Origin of the sequence: Pantoea sp. K16 (assembly GCF_048452805.1) — a bacterium.
In the GTDB taxonomy this organism is placed as follows: domain Bacteria; phylum Pseudomonadota; class Gammaproteobacteria; order Enterobacterales; family Enterobacteriaceae; genus Pantoea; species Pantoea agglomerans.
On the sequence record NZ_JBLWNV010000004.1, the window covers coordinates 115,769 to 141,971 of the forward strand.

Genomic DNA, 26,203 nt, shown 5'->3' on the forward strand with positions numbered 1-26,203 from the left:
CGACTAATGACAACCCTCGACCGCCCCTGCGGTAAAGCCTCTCATTAGCCGCGCGAAATTCTGCAAACTAAAGATCACACTAAGCAACAATACATCAGTTTGGTCCGGATTGCTGCCGATTGCTCGAAAAAAGGGGCCATAAAGGCCCCCTCTTCACGAAACTCGCACAAATCTGATCGTAAGCTGCACAGAGTGCAAAAGCCCGCATAATGCCCCGACGATCAGATTCTTCAGACTTAGCGACGCAGACCGAGACTTTCGATCAGGCTGCTGTAGCGTGCAACGTCTTTACGCTTCAGGTAGTCCAGCAGCTTACGACGCTGAGATACCATGCGCAGCAGACCGCGGCGGCTGTGGTGGTCTTTTTTGTGCTCAGAGAAGTGACCCTGCAGATGGGTAATCTGCGCGGTCAACAGGGCAACCTGAACTTCAGTTGAACCGCTGTCGTTAGCACCACGGCCATATTTAGCAACGATCTCTGCTTTAGCTTCTACGCTTAGAGACATAATAAACTCCAGTAATAAATGAATGTATGGGTGCCGATCTCTAATTCAGCATCCCGCTTTAAAGCCGCGCTATTCTACTCTGCGCCCGATAGCAACGCAAATGCCCCATCAGCGAAAAGTGAACGCCTGGCTCAATCCTGATACTCAACCACTAAACGACGTGGCGCAAGCCGGCCATCGTCGGCAATTTCTGCCATACCGATAAACTTACGCGCTTCGCCTTCCGATACCCTTACCAGCCCCTGGGCAGGCGCATTGCTGGCCTGTACCGGCTGTCCCTGGCGGAAGAAATCTGCCACGGCAGGCGGGATATTCACTTCAGGGAAATCAGAGGCGGGGCTGTCCATTGGCAACAACAGCGGATCGAGCTGCGTTTCCAGTGGAATGCCGGCTTCTGTGGCTTCCGTCAGCAGGGTGTTGAGCTGTTCCAGCGTCACCATCCTTTCATACGGATAACGGGCAACCTGAACGCGACGCAGCATAATCACGTGCGCACCGCATCCCAGCTTTTCGCCCAGGTCATCGATGATGGTGCGGATATAGGTGCCTTTGGAGCAGTGAATTTCCAGCTCCAGCTCGTTATCCTGCCAGCGAATAAATTGCAGTTCATAGACAGTGATCGGACGCGGTTCACGCGCAATCTCAATGCCCTGACGCGCATATTCATACAGCGGGCGTCCCTGATGCTTCAGTGCCGAAAACATTGAAGGCACCTGCAGCGTTTCGCCGCGGAAGCTCTCCAGAGCACTGTCCAGATCGGCCTGAGTGAAGCTGACCGGACGCGTCTGCACGATGTTGCCATCGGCGTCTGACGTGTCGGTCCGCTCGCCCAGTCGGGCAATCACGCGATAGCGTTTGTCGGAATCGAGCAGATACTGCGAAAACTTAGTCGCTTCACCCAGGCAGATCGGCAACATGCCGGTAGCCAGAGGATCCAGCGCGCCGGTATGTCCTGCGCGATTCGCGTTAAAGATACGTTTCACTTTCTGCAGGACATCATTCGACGAGACGCCTTGTGGCTTATCCAGCAACAACACGCCATGGACGTCGCGACCGCGACGACGCGGACGACTCATTACGCCTCCTCGTCATCGCCAGTGGCGTCCGGACCACGGCGTTCAGTATCGTTCTTCACGACGCTGGTGACGAGATTGGACATACGCATCCCTTCGACTAACGAGTTGTCGTAGAAGAAAGTCAGCTCAGGCACGATACGCAGACGCATCGCTTTGCCCAGCAGAATGCGGATATAACCTGACGCTTCTTTCAGCGCTTTCAGGCCATGTTTAATCGCTTCTTCATCTTTGTCGTTAAGGAAAGTCACGAACACTTTTGCGTAAGCGAGATCGCGTGAGACTTCAACGCCTGATACGGTGACCATCATGCCAAGACGTGGATCTTTGATCTCACGCTGCAGGATCATCGCAATCTCTTTTTGCAGCTCTTGTGAAACGCGCTGCGGGCGACCAAATTCTTTCGCCATCATTATTTCTCCCAAATAATTCGGGAGGCCAGAGGCCTCCCAAATTGCAACACATCAGCAGTCTATTACTCGATGGTGCGTTTAATTTCGATGATTTCAAACACTTCGATCATATCGCCAACGCGAACGTCGTTGTAGTTCTTCACGCCGATACCGCACTCCATGCCGTTACGCACTTCGTTGACGTCATCTTTAAAGCGACGCAGAGATTCCAGCTCGCCTTCGTAAATTACCACGTTGTCGCGCAGGACACGGATTGGATTGTGACGCTTGATGTTACCTTCCGTCACCATACAACCGGCAATCGCGCCAAACTTCGGTGATTTGAACACATCGCGCACCGCAGCCAGACCGATGATCTGCTGTTTATACTCTGGTGCCAGCATGCCGCTCATCGCCGCTTTAACTTCGTCAATCAGGTTATAGATGACAGAGTAGTAGCGCAGATCCAGGCTTTCTGCGTCAATGACGCGACGCGCAGAGGCATCGGCACGAACGTTGAAGCCAAGGAGGATGGCGTTAGAGGCAGCAGCCAGGGTCGCATCGGTTTCGGTAATCCCGCCCACGCCTGAACCCACAATCTTCACCTTCACTTCGTCGGTGGAGAGTTTCTGCAGGGAGTCGGAGATTGCTTCCACAGAACCCTGAACGTCCGCTTTCAGAACGATGTTCAGTTCAGACACTTCGCCTTCGGTCATGTTAGCAAACATGTTCTCGAGCTTAGATTTCTGCTGGCGAGCCAGTTTAACTTCGCGGAATTTGCCCTGACGATAGAGCGCAACTTCACGTGCTTTCTTCTCGTCACGTACCACGGTCGCTTCATCACCCGCAGCCGGCACGCCGGACAGGCCCAGAATCTCAACCGGGATAGATGGACCCGCTTCCATGACTTCGCGACCCAGTTCGTCACGCATTGCACGAACGCGGCCATATTCGAAACCACAAAGAACGATGTCGCCTTTGTTCAGCGTACCTTCACGTACCAGCACGGTGGCAACCGGACCACGACCTTTGTCGAGGAACGATTCGATCACCACGCCGCTCGCCATACCTTCACGGATAGCGGTCAGTTCCAGCACTTCCGCCTGCAGCAGGATAGCGTTTAACAGGTCATCAATGCCGGTACCCGCTTTCGCAGAGACATTAACGAACATGTTTTCGCCGCCCCACTCTTCCGGAATGATACCGTACTGAGTCAGTTCGTTTTTAACACGATCCGGATCCGCTTCTGGCTTATCGCACTTGTTCACTGCAACCACAACCGGCACTTTAGCGGCTTTGGCGTGCTGAATAGCTTCGACAGTCTGTGGCATCACGCCATCGTCTGCTGCAACCACCAGGATAACGATATCGGTCGCCTGCGCACCACGTGCACGCATCGCGGTAAACGCGGCGTGGCCCGGGGTATCCAGGAAGGTAACCATACCGTTGTCGGTTTCAACGTGGTAAGCACCGATGTGCTGAGTAATACCGCCCGCTTCGCCAGAGGCGATTTTAGTGGAACGAATATAGTCCAGCAGGGACGTTTTACCGTGGTCGACGTGGCCCATGATGGTGACAACCGGAGCACGAGACTCCTGCGCAGCATCAGTATCACGATCGTCCATTACCGCTTCTTCCAGCTCGTTCTCACGACGCAGGGTCACTTTGTGGCCCATCTCTTCGGCAACGAGCTGTGCAGTTTCCTGGTCGATGACCTGGTTGATGGTCGCCATGGCGCCCATTCTCATCATCGCTTTAATGACCAGAGAACCTTTCACCGCCATTTTGTTAGCCAGTTCGGCTACGGTGATAGTTTCGCCAATCACAACATCGCGGTTAACGGCCTGCGCTGGCTTGTTGAAGCCCTGCTGCAGTGCGCTAGGTTTGCGATGCTTGCCGCCTTTACCACCACGAACCTGCGCACGCGCTTCTTCACGGTCAGTTTTGGCTTCAGAGTGTTTGTTGCCTTTTTTCGCCGGACGCGCAGCTTTAGCCGTAGTACGCGCACGCGCACGACCTGCTTCAACCTGACGGTCGTTTTCGTCTTCCGCCTGACGGGCATGGGTCGAAGTGGTGACGTGATAGTCGCCTTTATCCTCTTCTTCCGGTTTTTCCCATTCAGCTGATTTCTCTTCAGCCAGACGGCGGGCTTCTTCTGCTACGAGGCGGGCAGCCTCTTCAAGCTTACGGCGGGCTTCTTCTTCAGCTTTACGCTTCAGTTCGGCAGCTTCAGCTTCGCGACGGGCTTTGTCTGATTGCGCAGCCCTGGTCACTTCGTCGGTAGGTTGATTTGTCACTTTTTCATTTTCCGCTGCTGCACGTTTGGCCTTGTCAGCGGCTTCGCGCCTGGCTTTATCTTCGGCTTCACGTTGCGCTTTCTGTTCAGCTTCGCGACGGGCTTTTTCTTCAGCCTCGCGTTGCGCCTGCTCTTCCGCTTCACGCTGCGCCTCGGCTTCAGCTTCTGCCTGAGCTTGCTCAGCCTCTGCATCACCCTTCACATAGGTACGCTTTTTGCGGACTTCAATTTGCACCGACTTACTTTTACCCCCGGTGCCTGGAATATTCAAGGTGCTGCGCGTTTTACGCTGCAGCGTCAGCTTAGCTGAACCGACCTGACCGTGTTCACGGTTCAGATGAGATAGTAAGGTTTCTTTCTCTTGCTGGGTCACCGCGTCATTTTCAGACTTAGGGATCCCCGCATCAGCAAATTGCTGTACCAGGCGATCGACCGGAGTCTGAATTTCTGCGGCCAGCGATTTTACGGTTACATCTGTCATGCTGTTCCTTCCTGTTATTACGCGTCATCGCCGAACCAGCAGATATTACGTGCGGCCATAATCAGCGCGCCGGCTTGTTCATCAGACATGCCTTCAATATCCGTCAGATCGTCAACACCTTGCTCAGCGAGATCTTCCAGCGTGCAAACGCCTTTCGACGCCAGGCGGAACGCCAGCGCACGATCGAGGCCTTCAAGATTCAGAAGATCCTCAGCGGGCTCCTGATTTCCAAGACTCTCTTCTTTCGCCAGTGCCAGGGTGGTTAACGCATTTTTTGCTCGTTCACGCAGGGCTTCAATGGTCTCTTCGTCGAGGCCGTCGACTTCCAGCAGCTCGTTGATTGGCACGTATGCCAGCTCTTCCAGCGAGGAGAAGCCCTCTTCCACCAGTACGGTGGCGAACTCTTCGTCGATGTCGAGATGTTTAGTGAACATATCGATCGCTGCATGTGCTTCAGCCTGATGCTTAGCCTGCAGATCATCGACGGTCATCACGTTCAGCTCCCAGCCACTCAGCTGTGAAGCGAGACGCACGTTTTGGCCGTTACGGCCGATCGCCTGAGCCAGATTGCCAGCTTCTACGGCGATATCCATGGTGTGGTTATCTTCATCAACCACGATTGACGCCACATCGGCCGGAGCCATGGCGTTAATAACAAACTGCGCCGGGTTATCGTCCCACAGCACGATATCGATACGCTCGCCGCCCAGTTCACTGGAAACTGCCTGAACACGCGCGCCGCGCATGCCCACACAGGCACCCACCGGATCAATACGTTTGTCGTTGGTTTTGACTGCAATTTTAGCGCGCGAACCCGGATCACGAGCAGCGGCTTTAATTTCAATCAGTTCTTCGCCAATTTCTGGCACCTCGATGCGGAACAGTTCAATCAGCATTTCTGGTTTAGAACGCGTCACGAACAGTTGCGCGCCACGCGCTTCCGGACGTACAGAGTAGAGTACGCCACGAATACGGTCGCCTGGACGGAAGTTTTCACGCGGCAGCATATCTTCGCGCAGAATCACCGCTTCGGCATTGCTGCCTAAGTCGAGGGAGATGTTGTCGCGGTTAACTTTCTTCACCACGCCCGTGATAATTTCGCCTTCCTGCTCACGGAACTGATCAACCACCATTGCGCGCTCAGCTTCGCGCACTTTTTGCACGATAACCTGCTTAGCGGTCTGGGTGGTGATACGGTCAAAGGTGACCGATTCAATCTGATCTTCGACATATTCGCCCAGATTGAATGCTTCATCTTCGAAGCGGGCCGCATCCAGCGTGATCTCGCGCGTCGGCTGTGTCACCTCTTCTACGATTTCCCAGCGGCGGAAAGTATCGAAATCGCCACTGCGGCGATCAATGCTGACGCGTACCTCAATTTCCTGCTCGTACTTTTTCTTGGTCGCAGTCGCCAGCGCGCTCTCCAGCGCTTCGAAGATTTTCTCACGCGGCAGGGCTTTTTCGTTAGAAACGGCTTCTACAACAGCTAAGATCTCTTTGTTCATCCTGGTTAGCCTCAATCCGGACTTTTAAAAGTGGGGGACCAGGTTCGCTTTCTGAATATTACTCAGTGCGAACACTTCATCGCTACCCTCAACGTGCACCGTGATCATCTCGCCATCAACTGACTTAATGGTTCCCTGCCATTTACGGCGGTTCTGCACGGCCATACGCAACACCAGACTCACTTCTTCACCCATAAAGCGGGTGTAGTGTTCTGCAGTGAACAGAGGACGATCGAGTCCCGGTGAAGAGACTTCTAGGTTGTAAGGGACGGTAATGGGATCTTCAACATCCATTACCGCACTTACCTGGTGGCTGACATCGGCGCAATCATCGACATTGATGCCATCTTCACTATCAATATAGATGCGCAGGATAGATGTGCGACTACGAACGAATTCAATTCCAACCAGTTCGTAACCCAGCGCTTCTACGGGAGCCGATACCAACTCTGTCAATTTTTGCTCTAATGTGGACAAGCCCACCCCCAAGACATAAAAAAAGGGCCTATAGCCCAGTATTACGATTCGCTAATAACAAAAAACCCCGAATATTCGGGGCTTTTAATCACTGGACCCTGTATGCCGCAATGCGGCCCGGACTCCATCCAAAGAATTTTCTTTCAAAAAATAACCGTGAATGCGTCCGTCGATGCATACAGTATATTTGAAAAAGAACTCAAAGGGAAAATTGGTTGCGGGGGCCGGATTTGAACCGACGACCTTCGGGTTATGAGCCCGACGAGCTACCAGGCTGCTCCACCCCGCGTCCGAAAACGTGGCGAATAATACGCCAGACCTGCATAAAATGCAAGGGATACTGCTATTTGGTACCGAGGACGGGACTTGAACCCGTAAGCCCAATCGGGCACTACCACCTCAAGGTAGCGTGTCTACCAATTCCACCACCACGGCACTGCACTGACCACAACGATTCGTTGTGCTGACGACCTTACTTAGGAATATCGCTGCCCGGCGTTACCGGTTGAGCTGGCTTTTCAGTCTGTTGAGAAGACTGCGCCGGCGCAGAAAGATTTTCCCACTCGCTTCCTTTAGACGCTTTATTGCTGTTCAGATTACCCAGAACCAGGCTGATGATGAAAAACAGCGCTGCTAAGATGCCGGTCGTACGAGTCATGAAGTTACCTGAACCCGAAGAACCAAACACCGTACCGGATGCGCCTGCACCGAATGAGGCTCCCATATCAGCGCCTTTGCCTTGCTGCAGCATGATCATACCCACGAGGGCGATAGCTACAATAAGGAAAACTACTAAAAGAGCTTGGTACATATCATCCTGTTCCTTGCACGGTAATCGTACAGTTAAAGCTTCAACCAGTATTGATGGGGAGTCTCGTCATCACCCATCAGAAGCGGGTGTGAATACTAACCAAAGGCGCATATCTCTGCAAGTGCAATTTTTACTACCCCTACTGTTTGCAGAAAAAAACGCCATCCCGGTGATTTTACAGGCAGTTCAGCACCCTGCAGACCGCCTGATACGGTTTTAAACGGCCTTGACCTGGTCGGCGATGCGATTCGCCAGTTCGGTGACCTGCGCCTCATTTTCGCCTTCGACCATGACACGAATCAATGGCTCAGTACCTGATTTACGCAGCAGAACGCGTCCGCGACCCGCCAGCGCTTTTTCCACTTCGGCCGTGACAGCTTTCACCGCGTCACTCTGAAGCGGATCATGTTCGCCCGCAAAGCGTACGTTAACCAGAACCTGCGGCAGCATTTTCATGCCACTACAGAGATCGTGCAGGCTCATATGGTTACGCACCATCGCAGTGAGCACTTGCAAACTTGCAACGATACCGTCACCGGTTGTGGTTTTATCCAGCAGGATCACATGACCGGAGTTCTCTGCACCGAGACGCCAGCCCTTCTCCTGCATCTTCTCCAGTACATAACGGTCACCGACTTTGGCACGGGTAAACGGAATGCCAAGCTGTTTCAGCGCTAACTCCAGCCCCATGTTACTCATCAGCGTACCCACCACGCCGCCACGAAGCTGTCCCTGACGCAGGGCTTCACGCGCAATGATGTAAAGAATCTGGTCGCCATCAACTTTGTCACCCAGATGGTCAATCATCATGATGCGATCGCCGTCACCGTCGTAGGCCAGGCCGATATCGGCCTTCTCCGCCAGCACGCGCTGCTGCAGCAGTTTGAGATCGGTGGCACCGCACTCTTTGTTGATATTCATGCCGTCTGGCTGGACACCGATAGCAATCACCGTCGCGCCCAGTTCACGCAATACATTCGGCGCAATGTGGTAAGTGGCACCATTGGCGCAGTCGACCACAATTTTCAGGCCATTCAGATTCAGTTCGCTGGGGAACGTCCCTTTGCAGAACTCAATGTAACGCCCTGCTGCATCCACAATACGGCTGGCACGACCTAACTGCGCTGATTCAACGCAGGTAATCGGCTTTTCCATCTCCAGCTCAATCGCCTCTTCAACATCGTCGGGCAGTTTGGTGCCCTCGGACGAGAAGAATTTAATCCCGTTGTCGTCAAAGGGGTTATGTGACGCTGAAATCACAATGCCCGCCTCTGCGCGGAAGGTACGGGTCAGATAGGCGATGGCTGGTGTCGGCATCGGGCCGGTAAAGGCGGCCGTCAGGCCTGCTGCAGCGAGACCGGCTTCCAGCGCGGACTCCAGCATATAACCAGAGATACGGGTATCTTTACCGATGATGATCTTCTTTGAACCGTGGCGCGCCAGCACTTTACCTGCGGCCCAGCCCAGCTTCAGGACGAAATCGGGGGTGATGGGTGCTTCACCGACTTTGCCACGAATGCCGTCTGTACCGAAATATTTACGATTACTCATGATACTCCTTTTGCTCTTCGGGTCGCTTCGACCACGCGCATCGCTTCAGCCGTCTCTTTTACATCATGGGCGCGAATAATCTGCGCGCCCTGCATAGCAGCAATCACCGCGCAACTCAGGCTGCCGGTTAAACGCTGTGACGGGCCGACGTTTAACAGCTGGCCAATCATCGATTTACGCGACATCCCCACTAACAGCGGCAGGCCGAAGTGGTGAAAATCGCCAAGATGAGCCAGCAGTTCATAATTGTGGCTGAGATTTTTACCGAAACCGAAGCCCGGGTCGAGTATCAGACGCTCTTTTTTAATGCCCGCTGCTTCGCAGCGCGCTATCTGCTGAGCGAAGTAAGTGTCCACTTCGCTTAAAATATTTTCGTAAACCGGTGCCTGCTGCATGGTGCGCGGTTCGCCCTGCATATGCATTAAACAGACGGGCAGCCCGGTCGACGCGGCGGCTTCCAGTGCTCCGGGTTCGGAAAGTGAACGCACGTCGTTAATGATGTGAGCACCCACTCGCGCGGCTTCCCGGATGACATCGGCTTTAGAGGTGTCCACTGAAATCCAGACTTCGAAACGCTGGGCAATGGCATCGATGACCGGAATCACCCGCTCCAGCTCCTCCTCCACACTCACTTCATCCGCGCCAGGACGGGTTGATTCCCCACCCACATCGATGATGGTTGCGCCTGCATTGACCATCTCATTGGTATGCGTCAGCGCATCAACCAGCGCGTTATGCTTTCCACCATCTGAAAAGGAGTCCGGCGTGACGTTAAGAATGCCCATCACATGTGGAAAAGATAAATCGAGATGGGAATCACGGGCGAACAACTTCATGGCGGAAACTCCTTGCTGATCAATATCTGGATGTAAAAAACCCCGGACCAGCCGGGGTTTTGTCTGACGATGTTGCGTCTTATTTGTTGTACTGCTCTGACATGGTATTGCCTGGGTTTGGCGTACGCGGTTCATCAACCGGGCGTGGCGCCTTTGGCGTACCGTTGCTGTCTGAGTTGCTGCCTGGATCTTCCCAGCCCGCTGGCGGACGCACTTCGCGGCGCGCCATCAGGTCGTCGATCTGCGGTGCATCAATGGTTTCATACTTCATCAGCGCGTCTTTCATCGCGTGAAGGATGTCCATGTTCTCACCCAGAATCTGACGAGCACGCTGGTAGTTGCTGTCGATCAGGTGCTTAACTTCCTGGTCGATGATGCGGGCCGTTTCATCAGACATATGTTTCGCTTTCGCGACAGAACGTCCGAGGAACACTTCACCCTCTTCTTCTGCATAGAGCAACGGACCCAGTTTTTCAGAGAAGCCCCACTGCGTCACCATGTTACGCGCCAGATTGGTCGCAACTTTAATATCGTTGGACGCACCGGTAGAAACACGTTCTGCACCGTAGATGATCTCTTCTGCCAGACGACCGCCGTAAAGCGTTGAGATCTGGCTTTCCAGTTTCTGACGGCTGGCGCTGATCGCGTCGCCTTCAGGCAGGAAGAAGGTCACACCCAGTGCGCGACCGCGCGGGATAATCGTTACTTTATGAACCGGGTCATGCTCTGGCACCAGGCGACCAATAATGGCGTGGCCTGCTTCGTGGTAGGCAGTTGACTCTTTCTGCGATTCCGTCATCACCATGGAGCGACGTTCCGCACCCATCATGATTTTGTCTTTCGCTTTCTCGAACTCTACCATCGAAACCACACGCTTGTTTGAACGGGCCGCGAACAGCGCTGCTTCGTTAACAAGGTTGGCCAGATCGGCACCCGAGAAGCCTGGCGTACCACGTGCAATGATCGCTGCATCAACATCAGTTGCCAGCGGCACACGACGCATATGCACTTTCAGGATCTGCTCACGACCGCGAACATCTGGCAGGCCAACAACAACCTGACGGTCAAAGCGTCCTGGACGCAGCAGCGCAGGGTCCAGTACGTCAGGACGGTTAGTTGCGGCGATAACAATAATACCTTCGTTACCTTCGAAACCATCCATCTCAACCAGCATCTGGTTCAGCGTCTGCTCACGTTCGTCATGTCCACCGCCTAAACCGGCGCCACGCTGACGACCGACTGCGTCGATCTCATCGATAAAGATGATGCACGGAGCCGCTTTTTTGGCCTGTTCGAACATGTCACGCACACGGGATGCACCGACACCGACAAACATTTCCACAAAGTCAGAACCGGAGATGGTAAAGAAAGGCACCTTCGCTTCGCCGGCAATCGCTTTTGCCAGCAAGGTTTTACCGGTACCCGGTGGCCCCACCATCAGAACGCCTTTTGGAATCTTACCGCCCAGCTTCTGGAAACGGCTTGGCTCACGCAGATATTCCACCAGCTCAGCAACTTCATCTTTCGCTTCGTCACAACCTGCTACGTCGGCGAAAGTGGTTTTAATCTGGTCTTCCGTCAACATGCGGGCTTTGCTCTTGCCGAAGGACATCGCGCCCTTACCGCCGCCGCCCTGCATCTGACGCATAAAGAAGATCCACACACCGATCAGCAGCAACATCGGGAACCACGAAATGAAGATTGAAGCCAGCAGGCTTGGTTCTTCCGGCGGTTCGCCAACCACTTTGACGTTTTTGGTCAAGAGGTTATCGAGCAACTTGGGATCGTTGACAGGAATGTAGGTCGTGTATTTATTGCTGTCTTTTTTAACGACGTTAATTTCACGCCCGTTAATACGTGCCTCGCGGACCTGATCCTGGTTCACTTCCGACAGGAAGGTTGAATAATCAACCCGACGGCCATTCGACTCGCTGGGCCCAAAGCTCTGGAATACTGACATCAGCACGACCGCGATGACTAACCAGAGAATCAGGTTTTTCGCCATGTCACTCAAGGGATTAACCTCATATTACAACGGTGTTAACAGATAGCGTAGGGTACTATAGATCCCGCATACATGGAATCGCAGCAAAACTGCGGACTTCTCCAGCAATTTGGTTATAGTTTGCGCCCAGTCGCCACAATATACACTTCACGTGAACGTGAACGTGAAGCGTCCGGCTTACGAATTTTCACTTTCGTAAACAGGGAGCGAATTTCCCGCAGGTATTCATCGAAGCCATCTCCCTGAAACACTTTCACTACAAAACTGCCGCCAGGTGCCAGGATATCCCGACACATCTCCAGCGCCAGCTCGACTAAATACATCGACCGGGGAATATCTACGGCAGGTGTACCACTCATATTCGGCGCCATATCGGACATGACAACCTGAACTTTTTGATCGCCAACGCGTTCAAGCAGCGCATTGACCACCGATTCTTCACGAAAATCGCCCTGAAGGAAATCGACACCGACTATCGGATCCATTGGCAGGATATCACAGGCAATGACTCGCCCTTTGTTCCCAATTTGCTGTACCACATATTGCGACCAGCCTCCGGGTGCAGCACCCAGATCTACCACGGTCATGCCGGGTTTGAAAAGCTTGTCACCCTGTTGTATTTCATCAAGTTTAAACCAGGCGCGCGAACGCAACCCTTTTTTATGCGCCTGGAGCACATATTTATCGCTAAAGTGTTCCTGAAGCCAGCGGCCGGAGCTGGCCGAACGCTTTTTACCCGTCATAATATTTCCAACTAAATCGTCATCGTAGCGATAAACCTGCACGCAATGGGTTGCGTCGATTTGGTGATATACCCGAGATGGCGGTAGAATGAACCGTTTTCAATCCCTGAGTAAGTAAAAAACTACGATGAATCTAAGTACCAAACAAAAACAGCACCTCAAGGGCCTCGCCCATCCGCTCAAGCCAGTGGTTATGCTGGGTGGCAATGGCCTGACTGAAGGCGTGCTGGCCGAAATCGAGCAGGCTCTGTCGCATCACGAACTGATCAAGGTAAAAATTGCCTCGGAAGATCGTGAAACGAAACAGCTGATCGTTGAGGCTATCGTGCGTGAGACCGGTGCCAGCAACGTACAGGTGATCGGCAAAACGCTGGTGCTGTATCGCCCCTCTAAAGAGAGCAAAATTTCTCTGCCACGCTAAGTGGGCAAAGAAAGTGACATGCTCTTACCTCAGATAAAAGGCCGCAATGCGGCCTTTTTCCTTTCTTTACATTGTGCTTTAACGCTTTTCAAAGCGTAGCAACATCTTAAAGGTATTCCACCTTCAGGATTTCATACTCAACGTCGCCGCCCGGGGTTTTCACGATAGCCACGTCATCGGCCTCTTTACCCACAAGGCCACGCGCCATCGGCGAATTGACCGAAATCAGATTTTGCTTAAAGTCCGCTTCGTCATCGCCCACAATGCGATACGTGGCTTCTTCGTCGGTTTCGACGTTCAGCACGGTGACGGTTGCACCGAAAATCACGCGTCCGGTTTTCGGCATCTGAGTGACGTCGATAACCTGCGCATTGGAGAGTTTGGCTTCAATCTCCTGAATACGACCTTCGCAAAAACCCTGCTCTTCACGCGCAGCGTGATATTCCGCGTTCTCTTTTAAATCGCCATGTTCGCGTGCATCAGCGATAGAGGCGATAATGCGCGGGCGCTTCACGGTTTTCAGCTCGTTCAGCTCTTCGCGCAATCTTTCAGCGCCTCTTAACGTCATCGGAATCTGATTCATTTAAGCTCCTCGCCATCTTTCCTGTTTAACGATGTCATCCTGACCGGTGACTGCAGAAAAAAGCGTTCTGCGGCGCATTAGCCCGTTTTTGCAAATAAAAGAATCCTGACCCGGAGATGCTTCCAGGCCAGAAAAGAGTTTTGCAATTTGATACGCATTTTACCCCAGAGTTCCCTGCGGGTCATCGTTTACTTTGCACCGTCCAGCGACGTAGTATTGACGCCCTCACCTGCCAGTTACCGCGAGATTATGCGATTTTCACGACTTGTTACCGGATTAAGCTGCGCATTTATGCTGCAGGCACACGCAGCGCCAGTTGATGAATACATGCAGTACCTGCCAGACGGCGCCAATCTGGCGCTGATGGTACAAAAAGTAGGCGCATCAACACCGATTATTGATTATCACGGAAAACAGATGGCCCTGCCCGCCAGTACCATGAAAGTGGTGACGGCGCTGGCTGCATTGCTGGAACTGGGTGGCGACTTCCGTTTTCAGACCACTTTTGAGACTCGCGGCGCCATTATCGATGGCACCCTGAACGGCGATTTAGTTGCACGTTTCGGCGGTGATCCCACCTTAAGCCGTCAGGATCTGCGCAACATGGTGGCGGCGATAAAGAAGCAGGGCATTAACCATATCAAAGGCAATCTGGTTATCGACACCTCCGTTTTTGCCAGTCACGATATGGCGCCGGGCTGGCCGTGGAACGATATGACTCAGTGCTTTAGCGCTCCGCCGGGTGCGGCAATCGTTGATAAAAATTGCTTCTCGGTGTCGCTCTACAGTGCTAATACGCCGGGTGAGAATGCCTTTGTACGTATCGCCTCCTATTATCCGGCGCATATGTACAGCCAGGTGCGCACCATTGGCCGCAACAGCGGCGAAGGGCAATATTGCGAACTGGATGTGGTGCCGGGCGAGCTGAACCGCTACACCCTCACGGGCTGTATGCGCCAGCGCGCGGAACCGCTGCCGCTGGCATTTGCGGTGCAGGATGGCGCGGCCTGGGCTGGCGAAATCCTCAAGGCGGAACTGCGGTCGTCTGAGATTGACTATAGCGGGCATCTGGTGCGACAGACGCAGGTCACCGAACCGGGTACCGTGCTGGCATCGACCCAGTCCGCGCCGCTGCATACGCTGCTGCACACCATGCTGAAGAAGTCAGACAACATGATTGCCGACACGGTGTTTCGCACCATTGGTCATCACTACTTCAATGTGCCCGGCACGTTCCGCGCCGGACAGGATGCCGTTCGCCGCATCCTGAAAGCCAAAGCCAATGTCGACATGGGTAATAGCATTCAGGTGGATGGTTCAGGTCTCTCCCGCCATGACCTGATTTCGCCGCAAACCATGATGCAGGTATTGCAGTTCATTGCGAAGAATGACAACACGCTGGATTATATTTCGATGCTGCCGCTGGCAGGTTACGACGGCACGCTGCAGTATCGCGGCGGGCTGCATGAGGCGGGGCTGGATGGCAAAGTCTCGGCGAAAACCGGCTCACTGCAGGGCGTCTATAACCTGGCGGGCTTTATCACCACCTCCAGTGGTGCGCGGGTGGCATTCGTTCAGTTCCTTTCCGGTTATGCGGTCCCGCCGGAAGATCAGCGTACCCGCCGTATTCCGCTGGTGCGATTTGAGAGCCGTCTCTACCGCGATATCAATCAGAACAACTGATTATTCAGTCATGAAAAAAGCGCAGCGGTCAGGTCAACCGCTGCGCTTTTTATTGCCCGTCCATCAGAAGCGGGTATTCACGCTCATATACCAGGTGCGGCCCGACTCGTTAAAGGTATTGGCCCCTGCGCCATAGAGCCACGCTCCGGTGGTGGCATTGCCGGTGGTCTGCGCGTTGCCCTGACGGAAATGGCGCTTGTCGAACAGGTTGTCGATACCCACGGTGACGCTGGCATATTTATTAACGTCATAGGTGCCGCTCATGCCCACAACCGAATAGGGGCTCACCTGATCGGTGGCGCTACCGGTGACGGCGTTACCTTTATAGTCATATTTCTTCGGTACCTGTTTACCGTACCAGGTCAGGGTCGTTTGCAGGGAGAGGTCCTGCATCGCCTGCCAGCTCAGCGTCGAATTGAGCGTATATTCCGGAATAATCGACAGACGATCGCCGGTCTCTTTATTCTTACTCTGCAGCATGTAAGTGAAGTTATTGTTCCACGTCACGCTGTCAGAGAACGGCACATTGACCGTGCCTTCCAGCCCCTCGACGACTGCTTTGGGCACATTTTCCCATTTGTAGATGTCGGTTTTGCCGTTAGATGCGGTGCCGGTTGGCGCCGTGCCAGCCTCGATCTTGTTACGATAGTCGTTGCGGAACCAGGTCAGGCCCGCCTGGTAACCGTCACGCTTCCATTCGACCCCAATCTCTTTATTGATGCTGTTTTCCGCTTTCAGTTCGTCATTACCCATCAGATAACAGGCACCGGCACTGGCGGCACAGCCCTGACCATTGCTGTAGAGCAGATAGTTCGGGTTGGTCTGATAGAGGCTCGGAGCTTTATAGGCGCGCGCAATGCCCATTTTCAGTGTGAACTCATCGCCTAATCCCTGTGACAGGTTGAGCGACGGGCTCCAGTTATCGCCGACAATCGAATGGTGATCGAAGCGCAGGCCCGGCGTCAGCATGGTGCTGTCGGTCAGCTCAATATTGTCTTCGGCAAACAGCGAGAAGATTTCCGCCTGTGAATAGGGTGTGCGGCCGGTCGTAGCGATACCGGGAATCGACCCGTAGCTGGCGGCCTGAGTCGTCGATGAAGGATCCTTCATCCGCTGCTGATTCCATTCCGTCCCGAAAGTCGCGGTCTGGTTCACCAGCCATTCAAACGGCACACTGATCTCACTGTGCAACAACACATCATCCAGCTGGATGGTATTGAAGTTGCTGTTGGCGAAGATGCCTTCGGTGCCGCCCGCCAGCCCCTCATTCAGACGCGCGTTGCGGGTATTCTCATATTGCGCGTAGGTATTGGTGCTGATGCCATTATCCCAGGCACCGGTCCACTTAACAGAAAAGTTCTGCCGATAGAGCCGGTTGGTCTCGTCACCATATTTGCTTTTCACCAGGGCGTTGGTATTGGTGTTCTGCGTGTCCCCGGCGTAGAGGTTGCCCTGACGACTGTAACCGGCCCCCACTTCCAGCGTCTGCATCGGCGCAAATGCCCAGCGCAGCAGGCCATGAATATCTTTGTTGATCGAGCCTTCCCGGCCCGCCGGGTACGATCCGGCATAACTGCCGGTGCGGTCTGCGGCGTGCCCTTCATTAATGTCGTAAGCATCAGCCTGCGTTTTTGCCAGTCCGCCATAGAGCCGGAAACTGACATCATCGCCCAGTGGCCCTTCAAGGCTGAAGTTGGTGCGACGGGTCGCGCCCTCCTCCTTGTGTTCCGGCACGTTGTAATAGGCGCTCCATGAGCCGTGCCACTGATTATCCATCTCTTTTTTGGTGATGATGTTCACCACGCCGCCCGCTGCACCGTTACCGTAACGGGCCGCTGCCGGACCGCGGATTACCTCAATGCGATCAATGATCTCTGGCGGCACCCAGTTAGTGTCGCCGCGCGTATCACGCTCGCCACGCCAGCCAAGCCGAACCGCGTTGCGGCTGGTCACCGGCAATCCATCGATCAGAATCAGGGTATTTTCCGGCCCCATGCCGCGGATATCGATCTGGCGATTGTTTCCGCGCTGGCCGCTGGTGGAGTTACCGGTCAGATTGACGCCAGGCATGGTGCGAATAATTTCGGCGACATCGCGTGCGGGTGGATGTTTTTTAATTTCGTCGGCGGTGATGGTCGACACGCCAGGTGCCTGCAACGTCTGCTCGGCGGCGGTCACCATCATGGTGTCGTCGTGGAGGGTATCGGAGGGGCTGCTGTCGATAGCCGGTTCGCGGGTGGCTTCAGCAGCCACGGCACCGGCAGAAATGAGAGAGGCGGTGAAACCCAGTTCAATCATAATGGCTAACGAAAGCCGGGATAACTTTTTCATTTTTCTGTTCCTGGAGTGCCGGCGAGGATGCCACTGCCGGCGTGCCGGTAAAAAAGTAATAACCTTGCCTGCAACGTTTTCCCCTTGTCGCCGGGCCAGCGTCAGAACCGCTTTGCATCAGTCTGAAAGCCGGTGCGGCAGAGAGGATGCGCGCGCTCCCTGTCGGGCGGAAACACCCTATTGCAAATGCAAATAATTATCAATACTATTATTCATAACATGCATGACCCTAATCAAGGGTGATCGAAAGATGGCGCGTATGACGTGGTTAAATGAAGAAACCGGCAGTGAACGCTGGTGGCAACAGCAGCAGCAACGGGGCATTCCTCTGGTTGAAGCTGGCGAAAAGGGAACCTGTCAGGTCACCTTTTTCTGGCGCGATCCCCAGGGTGACACGCAGCACTCCGATACCCGGCGCGTCTGGATCAATATTACCGGCGTAACCGATCATCATCATTCAGCCGTCCCCTCCTCATTAACGCCTGTTCCCGATACCGATGTCTGGTGGTGGCAGACCGCCCTGCCCGCTGACTGGCGCGGCAGTTACTGCCTGATTCCTGATAGTCAGGAAGAGACTTTTACCGGGCAGGCCGATATGCAGGCAGTGCGCCAGTGGTGGAGTCAGAAATTCCCGCAGGCGCAAAGCGACCCGCTGAATCCTTTGCGAAGCTGGGCGGGTGGACGCGGAATGAGAGTCTCGCCACTGCACCTGCCACACGCGCCGGATCAGCAGGTGTGGCGTGCAGTTGATGAAGGCCGTGCCGCCGATATTCCGCTGCAACACTATTTGTGGCGCAGCGAACGGCTGGGGAACCAGCGTCAGATCTGGATCTCTGTTACCGGAGACGCCAGTGCAGGCGATCGTCCGCTGGTACTGCTGCTGGATGGTCAGTTCTGGGCACAGAACATGCCGGTTGCCGGCCCGCTTCAGCAACTGACAGAGGCAGGCGAACTGCCCCCTGCGGTCTATGTCATGATCGACATCATCGACCGCGAACACCGCACGCGTGAGCTGACCTGTAACCCTGACTTCTGGCTGGCGATTCAGCACGAGCTGTTGCCGCAGGTTCAGCGCTGGGCGCCGTTTCGTGCCGACAGCACGCTGGTAGCGGGACAGAGTTTTGGCGGCCTTTCTGCCGCTTACGCCACCCTGACCTGGCCGGAAACCTTTGCTGGGGCGATCAGCCTCTCCGGGTCGTTCTGGTGGCCCGCGCGCGGCGACCCCAATGGCTGGCTGCCACAGCAGTTACAACAGGGCTTACTGCAGGCCCCCCCTCGCCGCTTCTACCTGGAAGCGGGACGACGCGAACGGCTGATTCTGGCAGCAAACCAGCAGTTTCAGCACGATCTGACCGCTGCCGGACATCAGGTCAGCTATCACCCGGTCGAAGGTGGTCACGATGCGCTGTGCTGGCGCGGCGGACTGCTGGCAGGCCTTAAAGCCATATGGCAATAGCCCTAACCCGCTTATATTCCGCCTTCTGCGCGCCACTGAAAGATATCTATGCAGGACAGCGGCGTTAGCGCGCCCGGTGACTGCGGACAGGAGACCGACATGCAACAACTTAACCCTTTCGACGATCCGCAACAGGATTGTCAGGTGCTGAAGAACGATCAGCAGCAGTACAGCTTATGGCCCGCTTTTTGTGCGGTTCCGGCAGGATGGCAGCCGGTGTTTGGCCCCGGGCCACAGGCTGACTGTCTGAGCTGGCTGAATGAAAACTGGCACGATATCCGTCCGGTTATGACGCAGGACAGAGGCGAAAATGTCTGAGATCACCCTCAACCCGCAGACAGAACAAAAAACGCTGCCACTGGTGGCCGCTCAGCCCGGAATCTGGATCGCTGACCAGCTATCGCCCTATTCCAATGCTTACGCCGTGGCGCATTTTGTCGAACTGCGCGGTGCGCTGAACAGCGCGCTGTTATCACGGGCCATAATTGCTGGCATGCAGGAAGCGGACACACTAAATATGGCCTTTGGCGAGCTGGAGGGTGAACCGCTACAGTGGCCTGAACCCCAGGCTTTCCGCGAGCCTGAGGTGATCGATCTGCGTGACGCCGCCGATCCGGTGGCCGCAGCACGTGCGCTGATGCAGCAGGATATGACCGGCGATCTGCGGGTGCTGAGCGGCGCGCCGCTTTACCATCACAGCCTGCTTCGGCTGGATGAGGATCACTGGTACTGGTATCAGCGATACCATCATCTGGTGGTCGATGGTTTTAGTTTCACCGCCCTGACCCGCCGTATCGCCAATCTCTACAGCGCCTGGCAGCGCGGCGACACGCCGGAGCCGAGCCCGTTTGTGCCGTTCAGCGACGTCGTTGATGAATATCAGCGCTATCAGCAATCTTCGGGCTGGCAGCGCGATCGCCAGTTCTGGCTGGAGAAAGGCGCGCAGCTACCTGCGCCCGCCTCGTTGTCCGCTCTGCCGCTGGCCGGTCAGAGCGCCAGTACCGACCTGCTGCGCCACACGTTTGCCGTGGATCGCGACACTTTTCAGGCTTTGCTGACGCACACCGGGCAGCACAACCTCAGCGCCGCAGATACCGCCTTTGCGCTGGTGGCGTTATGGCTGGCGCGCCTCACCGGTCAGCATGCGTTCGCCGCCGGTTTCATCTTTATGCGCCGCATCGGCTCGGCCGCGCTCTGCGCCACCGGTCCGGTGATTAACGTGCTGCCAATGGCGGTGCATTACGATCCGGCACAGCCGCTGACGGCACTGGCCGGGCGTCTGGCGGGCGAAGTCAAAAAAATGCGTCGCCATCAGCGCTACGACGCTGAACAGGTGCAGCGCGATCTGGGTCGCTCCGGCGACAGCGATCCGCTCTATGGGCCGGTAATCAATCTGAAGATGTTTGATTACCAGCTCGATTTCGCTGGCATCAAAGGCATAACTCATCAGCTGGCGTCAGGACCGGTACGCGATCTGGAAATTGCTATCTACCTCAGCGAACAGGGCGACCTGACGCTGGAGCTACTGGCTAATGCACAGCGCTACAGCGACACAACGCTGAAACAACATGCCAGCCGCTTTGGCCTGCTGCTTCAGCAGCTTGCCGTCCGGCCAGCCAGTGCCTGTGGCGAGCTGGACATGCTGATGCCGGAAGAGCATCAGCAGCTCGCGGCAATCAACCAGACTGCCGTAATGCTGCCCGCAGAAACCCTGAGCAGCCTGCTGCTCCGTCAGGCACAGCGTTCGCCGCGCGCTCCGGCACTGGCAGATGAGGGGCATCAGCTTGACTATCAACAGATGCAGCAGCAGGTCGCCGCGCTGGGGCAACAGCTGATTGCGCAGGGAGTGACGCCGGGTGATATCGTCGCCGTAGCGCTGCCGCGTTCGGTCTTTTTATCGCTCGCGCTGCAGGCGATCGTCAGCGTGGGGGCAACCTGGCTGCCGCTTGATACCGGCTACCCGGACGATCGGTTACAGATGATGCTGGAAGATGCCGCGCCGAAAACGCTGATCACCTGTCGTGAACTGGCCGAGCGGCTGGCGGCACTCTCACCCGTCGCGCCGCTGTTTTACGACGCGCTGTTAACACCCGTTGATAGCGTGCTGATGCAGGCGCCGCGTCCACAGGATGGCGCATACATCATCTATACCTCCGGCTCGACCGGTCGGCCAAAAGGGGTGCTGGTCAGTCATGAGGCGATCGTCAACCGTCTGTTATGGATGCAGGATCGCTATCCGCTCGGCAGCGATGATGTGGTGTTGCAGAAAACCCCGAGCAGCTTTGATGTTTCGGTATGGGAGTTCTTCTGGCCGCTCATCGTCGGCGCACGGCTGGTGATGGCTCCGCCCGACGCTCATCGCGACCCGGACGCGCTGCAGCAGCTGTTTGCCCGCTACCGCGTGACCACCACCCATTTTGTTCCGTCGATGCTGGCTGCTTTTGTCGCTTCGCTGCAGGAAGGTGACGCGATAGCGCGCTGCGCCACCCTGCGCCGGGTTTTCTGTAGCGGCGAAGCGCTGCCCGCAGAGCTATCGCGCCAGTGGCAGGCGCTGACCCGGGTGCCCTTGCATAATCTTTATGGCCCGACCGAAGCGGCGGTTGATGTCAGCTACTATCCGGCCTTTGGCCCGGAGCTGGCGGCCGTCGAAGGGGCCAGCGTGCCGATTGGCTTCCCGGTCTGGAACACCGGCTTACGGATTCTGGATGCGCGTCTGCAGCCGGTGCCACCGGGCGTGGCTGGCGATCTCTATCTGACCGGCGTGCAGCTGGCGCATGGCTATCTTGATCGTCCCGACCTCACTGCCAGCCGGTTTGTCGCCGATCCGTGGGGTCACGGCTCCCGGATGTACCGCACCGGTGATGTGGCGCGCTGGCTGCCGGATGGTGCGGTGGAGTATCTGGGCCGCAGCGACGATCAGCTTAAAATTCGCGGACAGCGTATCGAGCTGAACGAGATCGACCACGCCATGGCTGCGCTACCTGGCATTGAGCAGGCCGTCACACATGCGGTGGTGCTGGGGAGCAGCAGCGATCAGCAGGGCGATGCCCGCCAGCTGGTCGGCTATGTGGTGGCTGATGGCCCGATCGATACCGACGCAATGCGTCAGACTCTGGCCACACAGTTACCGGCGCATATGGTGCCGGTGGCGATTGTTCAGCTGGCGGCGTTACCGCTCAGCAGCAACGGTAAACTGGATCGCAAAGCGCTGCCGCTGCCGCAAACGCAGGCAGCGCTGGCTGGTCGCGCGCCGCATCCCGGACTCGAAACGACACTGGCACAGGCGTTTGCCAGGCTGCTGGAGTGCGAACCGGTGAGCGCCCAGGATGATTTCTTCTCGCTGGGCGGCCACTCGCTGCTGGCGATGCGGCTGGCAGCACAGCTGCGCCGGACGCTGAATCAGCCGGTGTCAGTGGGCCAGATCATGGTGGCATCCACGGTAGAAAAGCTGGCGACACTGCTCAGCAGCGAGCCCGCGGATGTGGCTCGTGCCGGATTTGAAGCGGTATTACCCTTGCGACGCGGCACTGGCCCAACGCTGTTTTGCTTCCATCCCGCCTCCGGTTTTGCCTGGCAGTTCAGCGTGTTGCAGCGCTATCTGGATGCACGCTGGTCGCTACTCGGCATTCAGTCACCCGACATCACCAGCCCGCTGAACCAGGCGCAGCAACTTGACGCGGTGTGTGAGGCGCATCTGGCGACGGTGCGTCAGCAGCAGCCACAGGGGCCTTACTATTTCCTGGGCTACTCGCTGGGCGGCACGCTGGCGCAGGGTATCGCCGCGCGGCTGGAGGCCGAAGGTGAAACCGTTGCCTTCCTCGGACTGCTGGATACCTGGCCGCCGGAGACGCAGAACTGGGATGAACGGCGCGGTGAAAACGTGCTGGATCCGGCGGTGCTGGAAGAGGTTAATCGTGAGCGCGAGCAGTTTATCGCTGCGCAACGGCAGCAGGCCGGTGAAGGAATGGAGGCACTGTTTACCACCATTGAAGCCAACTACGCCAGTTCAGTGCGCCTGCTGGCAACAGCGCGCAGTGCCCGCTTCACCGGACACGCAACTCTGTTCCTGGCGGAACAGACGCAGCAGCCCGGTCAGGATGCGCGCCGCGCCTGGGCGCCCTATGTCGGCAAGCTGACTATCTGGCCGCTGGACTGTGCGCACGTCGAGATCATCTCACCGCGCATGTTCGAACAGATTGGGCCACGACTGCAGCAGTGCCTGGTGTCGCTGAATCCCTGAACCGTTCTGACTTTGCGCTTTCTTCGGGTGGAGAAAGCGCAGGTCAGCCTCTTCCCAGCGGCACAATCATCGGCGTACCGGCCACCGGATCGTTAATGATGATGCAGCGCAGGCCGTAGATCGCTTCTATCAGTTCCGGCGTAACGATCTCCGCCGGTTTCCCTTCGGCAATGATTTTCCCGTCTCGCATCGCAATCAGGTGGCTGGCATAGCGGCACGCCTGATTGAGATCATGCAGCACCACCACCAGCGTACGGCCATGCTGCTGATTGAGATCCTGCATTAATTCCAGCAACTCAATCTGATGGGCGATGTCGAGCCAGGTGGTCGGTTCATCCAGCAGCAACAGTGGCGTCTGCTGAGCCAGCACCATCGCAATCCACACCCGCTGCCGCTGACCGCCAGAGAGCGTATCAACCTGCTGCTGCGCCAAATCTGCCACGCCGGTAGCCTGCATTGCCTGCTGAACAGCCGTCTCATCTTCCTGTCGCCAGCGACCAAACAGCGACTGGTGCGGATAACGCCCGCGCGCGACCAGTTCGCTGACGCTGATGCCCGCTGGTGCATTCGAGCTTTGCGGTAGCAGACCCAGCCGACGCGCCACCTCTTTGGTAGCGTAGTGAGCAATCGCATTGCCATCCAGCAGCACCTGGCCTTTCAGGGGCGAGACCAGGCGGCTTAAGGTACGCAGCAGCGTCGACTTTCCACAGGCGTTGGGGCCAATAATAACGGTCAGTTCACCGTCGGGGATCGCGACGGTGAGATTCTCCGCCACGATTTTTTTGTCATACCCCAGCGTCAGCGCGTCGCCCTGCAAACGTGTTTTCACTGTCATTGGCGTCGCGCCTCCCGTACCAGTAAAGCAATCAGATAGAGTCCGCCCAGGCTAACCGTGATGACGCCAACCGGCAGCTGATAAGGCAGGAAAAAGTGCTGCGCGGCGTAATCCGCGGCGGTTAACAGCAGCGCGCCGCACAAGGCAGCCAGCGGCAGCGCGCCTTTGATACCGCCACATAGCCGACGAGCAATCTGCGGTGCCAGCAGCGCAATAAAGGAGACAGGACCGACCAGCGCGGTAGAGGCGGCGGTGAGGATCACGCCCGTCAGCATCAGCAAAACGCGGCTGCGTTCAACCGGTACGCCCAGCGCGCAGGCAGTGTCGTCACCCATCTCCAGCAGACGCATGCGCCGGGCCAGCATGCTTGTCGCCAGCAGCGCCAGCAGAAGCACGGTAATCACCGGCGTCGTTTTCGCCCAGGTAATGCCGTTGAGTGAACCGGCGCTCCAGAGCCCGGCGCTCAGTGCCGCCTCCAGTGAGGCGCTGATAATCAGCCAGCTGTTCAGCGCCATCAGCAGCGCCCGCACGCTGATGCCCACAATGATCAGACGAAAGGTCTCCACGCCGTTGCGCCAGCTGAACAGCCAGACCACGCTCGCCGTGAGCAGTCCGCCAAGCAGTGCCGCCAGCGTCATGCCCTCCATGTTTTGCTGGAACAGCACCAGTGCCACCAGCACGCCGCTGTAAGCGCCGGTATTGAAACCCAGAATATCGGGGCTGCCCAGCGGGTTGCGCAGCAGCGACTGAAAAATTGCCCCGCTGACGCCCAGTGCCGCACCAATCAGCAGCGCCATCATGACACGCGGCAGTCGCCACTCCAGTACAATCAGCTGTATGTTACGCGCCGCCTCGCCGTTGATAAGGGCCCACAACTGGCTGGCGGAGATCGGTAAGGTGCCACGCGTAATGCTCAGAAAGGCCAGCACCCCGCAGGCCACCAGCAGCAGCAGCGCATTAATCATCACCCGTTTCATAGCTGCCCTCTTCCCGACTTGCGGCGCACCAGCACAATCAGCATCGGCGCGCCCAGTATGGCCGTGACAATCGACACGCGCAGTTCGCCCGGTACCAGCAGCCGTCCCAGAATATCGGCGGCCAGCAGCAAACAGGGGGTGATAAGAAGGGTTCCGGGCAGCATCCAGCGATGATCGTTACCCAGCAGCCAGCGGGCCAGATGTGGCGTCATTAAGCCGACAAACGCGATGGGGCCGACAGCGGCTGTCGCCGCCCCACTCAGCAGCGCAATAGCCAGTAATCCCACCAGCTGGGTACGCATCACCCGGGTACCCAGCGCGGTCGCCATATCACCGCCCATACTCAGGCTGTTGAGCGAACGCGCCAGCAGCAGCGCCAGCAGGCTACCGGCGACTACCGCCGGAAAGGTGGTGCGCAGAATGGCAAAATTGCGGATATCCAGCGAGCCACTGTGCCAGAAACGCAGATGATCGTAGATGTCAGGATTGAGCAGCGATAAACCAGAGGTTAACCCCTCCAGCACCGCGCCCAGCGCCACGCCTGCCAGCGTCAGACGCACCGGATTAACGCGGCCACCGCCCAGCGCACCGGTCAGCGCCACCAGCAGGGAGGCCAGCAGTGCGCCCGTAAAGGCAAAGCCAAGCCAGTCCGCGGGGGAGTCAGCGCCAGACAGGGCGATGCCCAGCACCACCGCAAAGCCCGCACCGGCGTTGATACCGAGAATGCCGGGATCGGCCAGCGGATTGCGCGTCAGGCTCTGCATCAGCGCGCCCGCCAGACCTAAACTGATCCCGGCCAGCAGACCCGCCAGGGTGCGCGGCAGTCGGGCATCGCGCACGATGACACAATCGACGCGGTTACAGTCGCTGAATAAGGCCTGCGTGACATCATGAAAGGGGATAGATTTGGCACCCAGCATCAGGCTGAGCGCGAGAAGCAACAACAGCAGCATCCCTGAACCTGCTATTGCACGAAGTTGACGCATAACGTTTAAACCTTC

Annotated in this window: 21 protein-coding genes and 2 tRNA genes; 5 read left to right on the plus strand and 18 right to left on the minus strand. The window is 56.4% G+C overall.

What is annotated here, in order from left to right:
• Nucleotides 1-236: 236 nt before the first annotated feature.
• The 13 genes from rpsO to rlmE form a co-directional block, all read right to left on the minus strand.
• Nucleotides 237-506, minus strand: a complete 270-nt coding sequence (gene rpsO, locus ACK13D_RS06670; protein WP_003851063.1) for a 30S ribosomal protein S15 — start codon at nt 504-506, stop codon at nt 237-239.
• 131 nt (nt 507-637) lie between these two features.
• Nucleotides 638-1,582 carry a tRNA pseudouridine(55) synthase TruB gene (gene truB, locus ACK13D_RS06675; protein ID WP_010671805.1) on the minus strand — a complete coding sequence of 315 codons (945 nt, stop codon included), beginning with the start codon at nt 1,580-1,582 and terminating at the stop codon, nt 638-640.
• Nucleotides 1,582-1,989, minus strand: coding sequence for a 30S ribosome-binding factor RbfA (rbfA, locus tag ACK13D_RS06680; protein ID WP_010251785.1), 408 nt, complete (start codon nt 1,987-1,989; stop codon nt 1,582-1,584). Before rbfA ends, truB begins: the two co-directional genes overlap by 1 nt.
• 65 nt (nt 1,990-2,054) lie before the next feature.
• Complete coding sequence (gene infB, locus ACK13D_RS06685) at nt 2,055-4,748, minus strand: translation initiation factor IF-2 (protein WP_010251789.1); 2,694 nt, start codon at nt 4,746-4,748, stop codon at nt 2,055-2,057.
• A gap of 17 nt (nt 4,749-4,765) precedes the next feature.
• The gene (gene nusA, locus ACK13D_RS06690) at nt 4,766-6,253 is read right to left on the minus strand and encodes a transcription termination factor NusA (protein WP_010251792.1); all 1,488 of its coding nucleotides are present in this window, start codon (nt 6,251-6,253) and stop codon (nt 4,766-4,768) included.
• A gap of 24 nt (nt 6,254-6,277) precedes the next feature.
• The gene (rimP, locus tag ACK13D_RS06695; protein WP_010251795.1) at nt 6,278-6,730 is read right to left on the minus strand and encodes a ribosome maturation factor RimP; all 453 of its coding nucleotides are present in this window, start codon (nt 6,728-6,730) and stop codon (nt 6,278-6,280) included.
• Nucleotides 6,731-6,942: 212 nt separating this feature from the next.
• Nucleotides 6,943-7,019 (minus strand) — tRNA-Met (locus ACK13D_RS06700).
• Between the two features lie 59 nt (nt 7,020-7,078).
• A tRNA-Leu gene (locus tag ACK13D_RS06705) sits at nt 7,079-7,165 on the minus strand.
• Nucleotides 7,166-7,202: 37 nt separating this feature from the next.
• A complete protein-coding gene (secG, locus tag ACK13D_RS06710) occupies nt 7,203-7,541 on the minus strand; it encodes a preprotein translocase subunit SecG (protein WP_010251798.1) in 339 nt (112 codons plus the stop codon).
• 216 nt (nt 7,542-7,757) lie between these two features.
• Entirely contained in the window at nt 7,758-9,092 is a 1,335-nt protein-coding gene (gene glmM, locus ACK13D_RS06715; protein ID WP_010251799.1) for a phosphoglucosamine mutase, read from the minus strand.
• Entirely contained in the window at nt 9,089-9,928 is an 840-nt protein-coding gene (gene folP / locus ACK13D_RS06720; RefSeq protein WP_010671999.1) for a dihydropteroate synthase, read from the minus strand. Before folP ends, glmM begins: the two co-directional genes overlap by 4 nt.
• A gap of 79 nt (nt 9,929-10,007) precedes the next feature.
• Nucleotides 10,008-11,933 carry an ATP-dependent zinc metalloprotease FtsH gene (ftsH, locus tag ACK13D_RS06725; RefSeq protein ID WP_010251805.1) on the minus strand — a complete coding sequence of 642 codons (1,926 nt, stop codon included), beginning with the start codon at nt 11,931-11,933 and terminating at the stop codon, nt 10,008-10,010.
• A gap of 113 nt (nt 11,934-12,046) precedes the next feature.
• Nucleotides 12,047-12,676 (minus strand): 23S rRNA (uridine(2552)-2'-O)-methyltransferase RlmE, encoded by a 630-nt coding sequence (gene rlmE, locus ACK13D_RS06730; RefSeq protein WP_010251807.1) that lies wholly within the window; start codon nt 12,674-12,676, stop codon nt 12,047-12,049.
• A gap of 127 nt (nt 12,677-12,803) precedes the next feature.
• Between rlmE and yhbY the strand changes: the two genes are divergently transcribed.
• Nucleotides 12,804-13,097 (plus strand): ribosome assembly RNA-binding protein YhbY, encoded by a 294-nt coding sequence (gene yhbY, locus ACK13D_RS06735; protein WP_010251809.1) that lies wholly within the window; start codon nt 12,804-12,806, stop codon nt 13,095-13,097.
• Nucleotides 13,098-13,203: 106 nt separating this feature from the next.
• Here the strand turns inward: yhbY and greA are convergent, their stop codons facing one another.
• Entirely contained in the window at nt 13,204-13,680 is a 477-nt protein-coding gene (gene greA / locus ACK13D_RS06740) for a transcription elongation factor GreA (RefSeq protein WP_010251811.1), read from the minus strand.
• Between the two features lie 249 nt (nt 13,681-13,929).
• Between greA and dacB the strand changes: the two genes are divergently transcribed.
• Nucleotides 13,930-15,363, plus strand: coding sequence for a serine-type D-Ala-D-Ala carboxypeptidase (gene dacB, locus ACK13D_RS06745; RefSeq protein WP_010251813.1), 1,434 nt, complete (start codon nt 13,930-13,932; stop codon nt 15,361-15,363).
• A 63-nt stretch (nt 15,364-15,426) separates the two neighbouring features.
• Here dacB and ACK13D_RS06750 read toward each other — a convergent pair whose 3' ends face one another.
• Nucleotides 15,427-17,694, minus strand: a complete 2,268-nt coding sequence (locus tag ACK13D_RS06750; RefSeq protein WP_223565803.1) for a TonB-dependent siderophore receptor — start codon at nt 17,692-17,694, stop codon at nt 15,427-15,429.
• Nucleotides 17,695-17,944: 250 nt separating this feature from the next.
• Between ACK13D_RS06750 and fes the strand changes: the two genes are divergently transcribed.
• The 3 genes from fes to ACK13D_RS06765 all read left to right on the plus strand — a co-directional run bounded on the left by fes (nt 17,945) and on the right by ACK13D_RS06765 (nt 23,390).
• On the plus strand, nt 17,945-19,150 hold the full coding sequence (fes, locus tag ACK13D_RS06755; RefSeq protein WP_182500690.1) for an enterochelin esterase: 1,206 nt from the start codon (nt 17,945-17,947) through the stop codon (nt 19,148-19,150).
• 99 nt (nt 19,151-19,249) lie between these two features.
• Nucleotides 19,250-19,468, plus strand: coding sequence for an MbtH family protein (locus tag ACK13D_RS06760; RefSeq protein WP_029519500.1), 219 nt, complete (start codon nt 19,250-19,252; stop codon nt 19,466-19,468).
• Nucleotides 19,461-23,390 carry an enterobactin synthase subunit F gene (locus ACK13D_RS06765; protein WP_418795990.1) on the plus strand — a complete coding sequence of 1,310 codons (3,930 nt, stop codon included), beginning with the start codon at nt 19,461-19,463 and terminating at the stop codon, nt 23,388-23,390. Before ACK13D_RS06760 ends, ACK13D_RS06765 begins: the two co-directional genes overlap by 8 nt.
• A 43-nt stretch (nt 23,391-23,433) precedes the next feature.
• On the opposite strand, the gene ACK13D_RS06770 is transcribed toward ACK13D_RS06765, so the two are convergent.
• From ACK13D_RS06770 to fepD, 3 genes are read right to left on the minus strand one after another with little or no spacing between them, the layout of a single operon-like run.
• The gene (locus ACK13D_RS06770) at nt 23,434-24,225 is read right to left on the minus strand and encodes an ATP-binding cassette domain-containing protein (protein ID WP_022625275.1); all 792 of its coding nucleotides are present in this window, start codon (nt 24,223-24,225) and stop codon (nt 23,434-23,436) included.
• Nucleotides 24,222-25,202, minus strand: coding sequence for an iron-enterobactin ABC transporter permease (fepG, locus tag ACK13D_RS06775; RefSeq protein WP_010251829.1), 981 nt, complete (start codon nt 25,200-25,202; stop codon nt 24,222-24,224). Before fepG ends, ACK13D_RS06770 begins: the two co-directional genes overlap by 4 nt.
• Complete coding sequence (gene fepD / locus ACK13D_RS06780; protein WP_072171285.1) at nt 25,199-26,188, minus strand: Fe(3+)-siderophore ABC transporter permease; 990 nt, start codon at nt 26,186-26,188, stop codon at nt 25,199-25,201. The genes fepG and fepD overlap by 4 nt, the downstream gene beginning before the upstream one ends.
• Between the last annotated feature and the right edge of the window lie 15 nt (nt 26,189-26,203).

Excerpts from the sequence above, each read along its gene's own strand:
- rpsO (WP_003851063.1), bottom strand. The coding sequence starts at position 506 with ATGTCTCTAAGCGTAGAAGCTAAAGCAGAGATCGTTGCTAAATATGGC.
- truB (WP_010671805.1), bottom strand. The coding sequence starts at position 1,582 with ATGAGTCGTCCGCGTCGTCGCGGTCGCGACGTCCATGGCGTGTTGTTG.
- rbfA (WP_010251785.1), bottom strand. The coding sequence starts at position 1,989 with ATGGCGAAAGAATTTGGTCGCCCGCAGCGCGTTTCACAAGAGCTGCAA.
- infB (WP_010251789.1), bottom strand. The coding sequence starts at position 4,748 with ATGACAGATGTAACCGTAAAATCGCTGGCCGCAGAAATTCAGACTCCG.
- nusA (WP_010251792.1), bottom strand. The coding sequence starts at position 6,253 with ATGAACAAAGAGATCTTAGCTGTTGTAGAAGCCGTTTCTAACGAAAAA.
- secG (WP_010251798.1), bottom strand. The coding sequence starts at position 7,541 with ATGTACCAAGCTCTTTTAGTAGTTTTCCTTATTGTAGCTATCGCCCTC.
- glmM (WP_010251799.1), bottom strand. The coding sequence starts at position 9,092 with ATGAGTAATCGTAAATATTTCGGTACAGACGGCATTCGTGGCAAAGTC.
- folP (WP_010671999.1), bottom strand. The coding sequence starts at position 9,928 with ATGAAGTTGTTCGCCCGTGATTCCCATCTCGATTTATCTTTTCCACAT.
- ftsH (WP_010251805.1), bottom strand. The coding sequence starts at position 11,933 with ATGGCGAAAAACCTGATTCTCTGGTTAGTCATCGCGGTCGTGCTGATG.
- rlmE (WP_010251807.1), bottom strand. The coding sequence starts at position 12,676 with ATGACGGGTAAAAAGCGTTCGGCCAGCTCCGGCCGCTGGCTTCAGGAA.
- yhbY (WP_010251809.1), top strand. The coding sequence starts at position 12,804 with ATGAATCTAAGTACCAAACAAAAACAGCACCTCAAGGGCCTCGCCCAT.
- greA (WP_010251811.1), bottom strand. The coding sequence starts at position 13,680 with ATGAATCAGATTCCGATGACGTTAAGAGGCGCTGAAAGATTGCGCGAA.
- dacB (WP_010251813.1), top strand. The coding sequence starts at position 13,930 with ATGCGATTTTCACGACTTGTTACCGGATTAAGCTGCGCATTTATGCTG.
- ACK13D_RS06750 (WP_223565803.1), bottom strand. The coding sequence starts at position 17,694 with ATGAAAAAGTTATCCCGGCTTTCGTTAGCCATTATGATTGAACTGGGT.
- fes (WP_182500690.1), top strand. The coding sequence starts at position 17,945 with ATGGCGCGTATGACGTGGTTAAATGAAGAAACCGGCAGTGAACGCTGG.
- ACK13D_RS06760 (WP_029519500.1), top strand. The coding sequence starts at position 19,250 with ATGCAACAACTTAACCCTTTCGACGATCCGCAACAGGATTGTCAGGTG.
- ACK13D_RS06765 (WP_418795990.1), top strand. The coding sequence starts at position 19,461 with ATGTCTGAGATCACCCTCAACCCGCAGACAGAACAAAAAACGCTGCCA.
- ACK13D_RS06770 (WP_022625275.1), bottom strand. The coding sequence starts at position 24,225 with ATGACAGTGAAAACACGTTTGCAGGGCGACGCGCTGACGCTGGGGTAT.
- fepG (WP_010251829.1), bottom strand. The coding sequence starts at position 25,202 with ATGAAACGGGTGATGATTAATGCGCTGCTGCTGCTGGTGGCCTGCGGG.
- fepD (WP_072171285.1), bottom strand. The coding sequence starts at position 26,188 with ATGCGTCAACTTCGTGCAATAGCAGGTTCAGGGATGCTGCTGTTGTTG.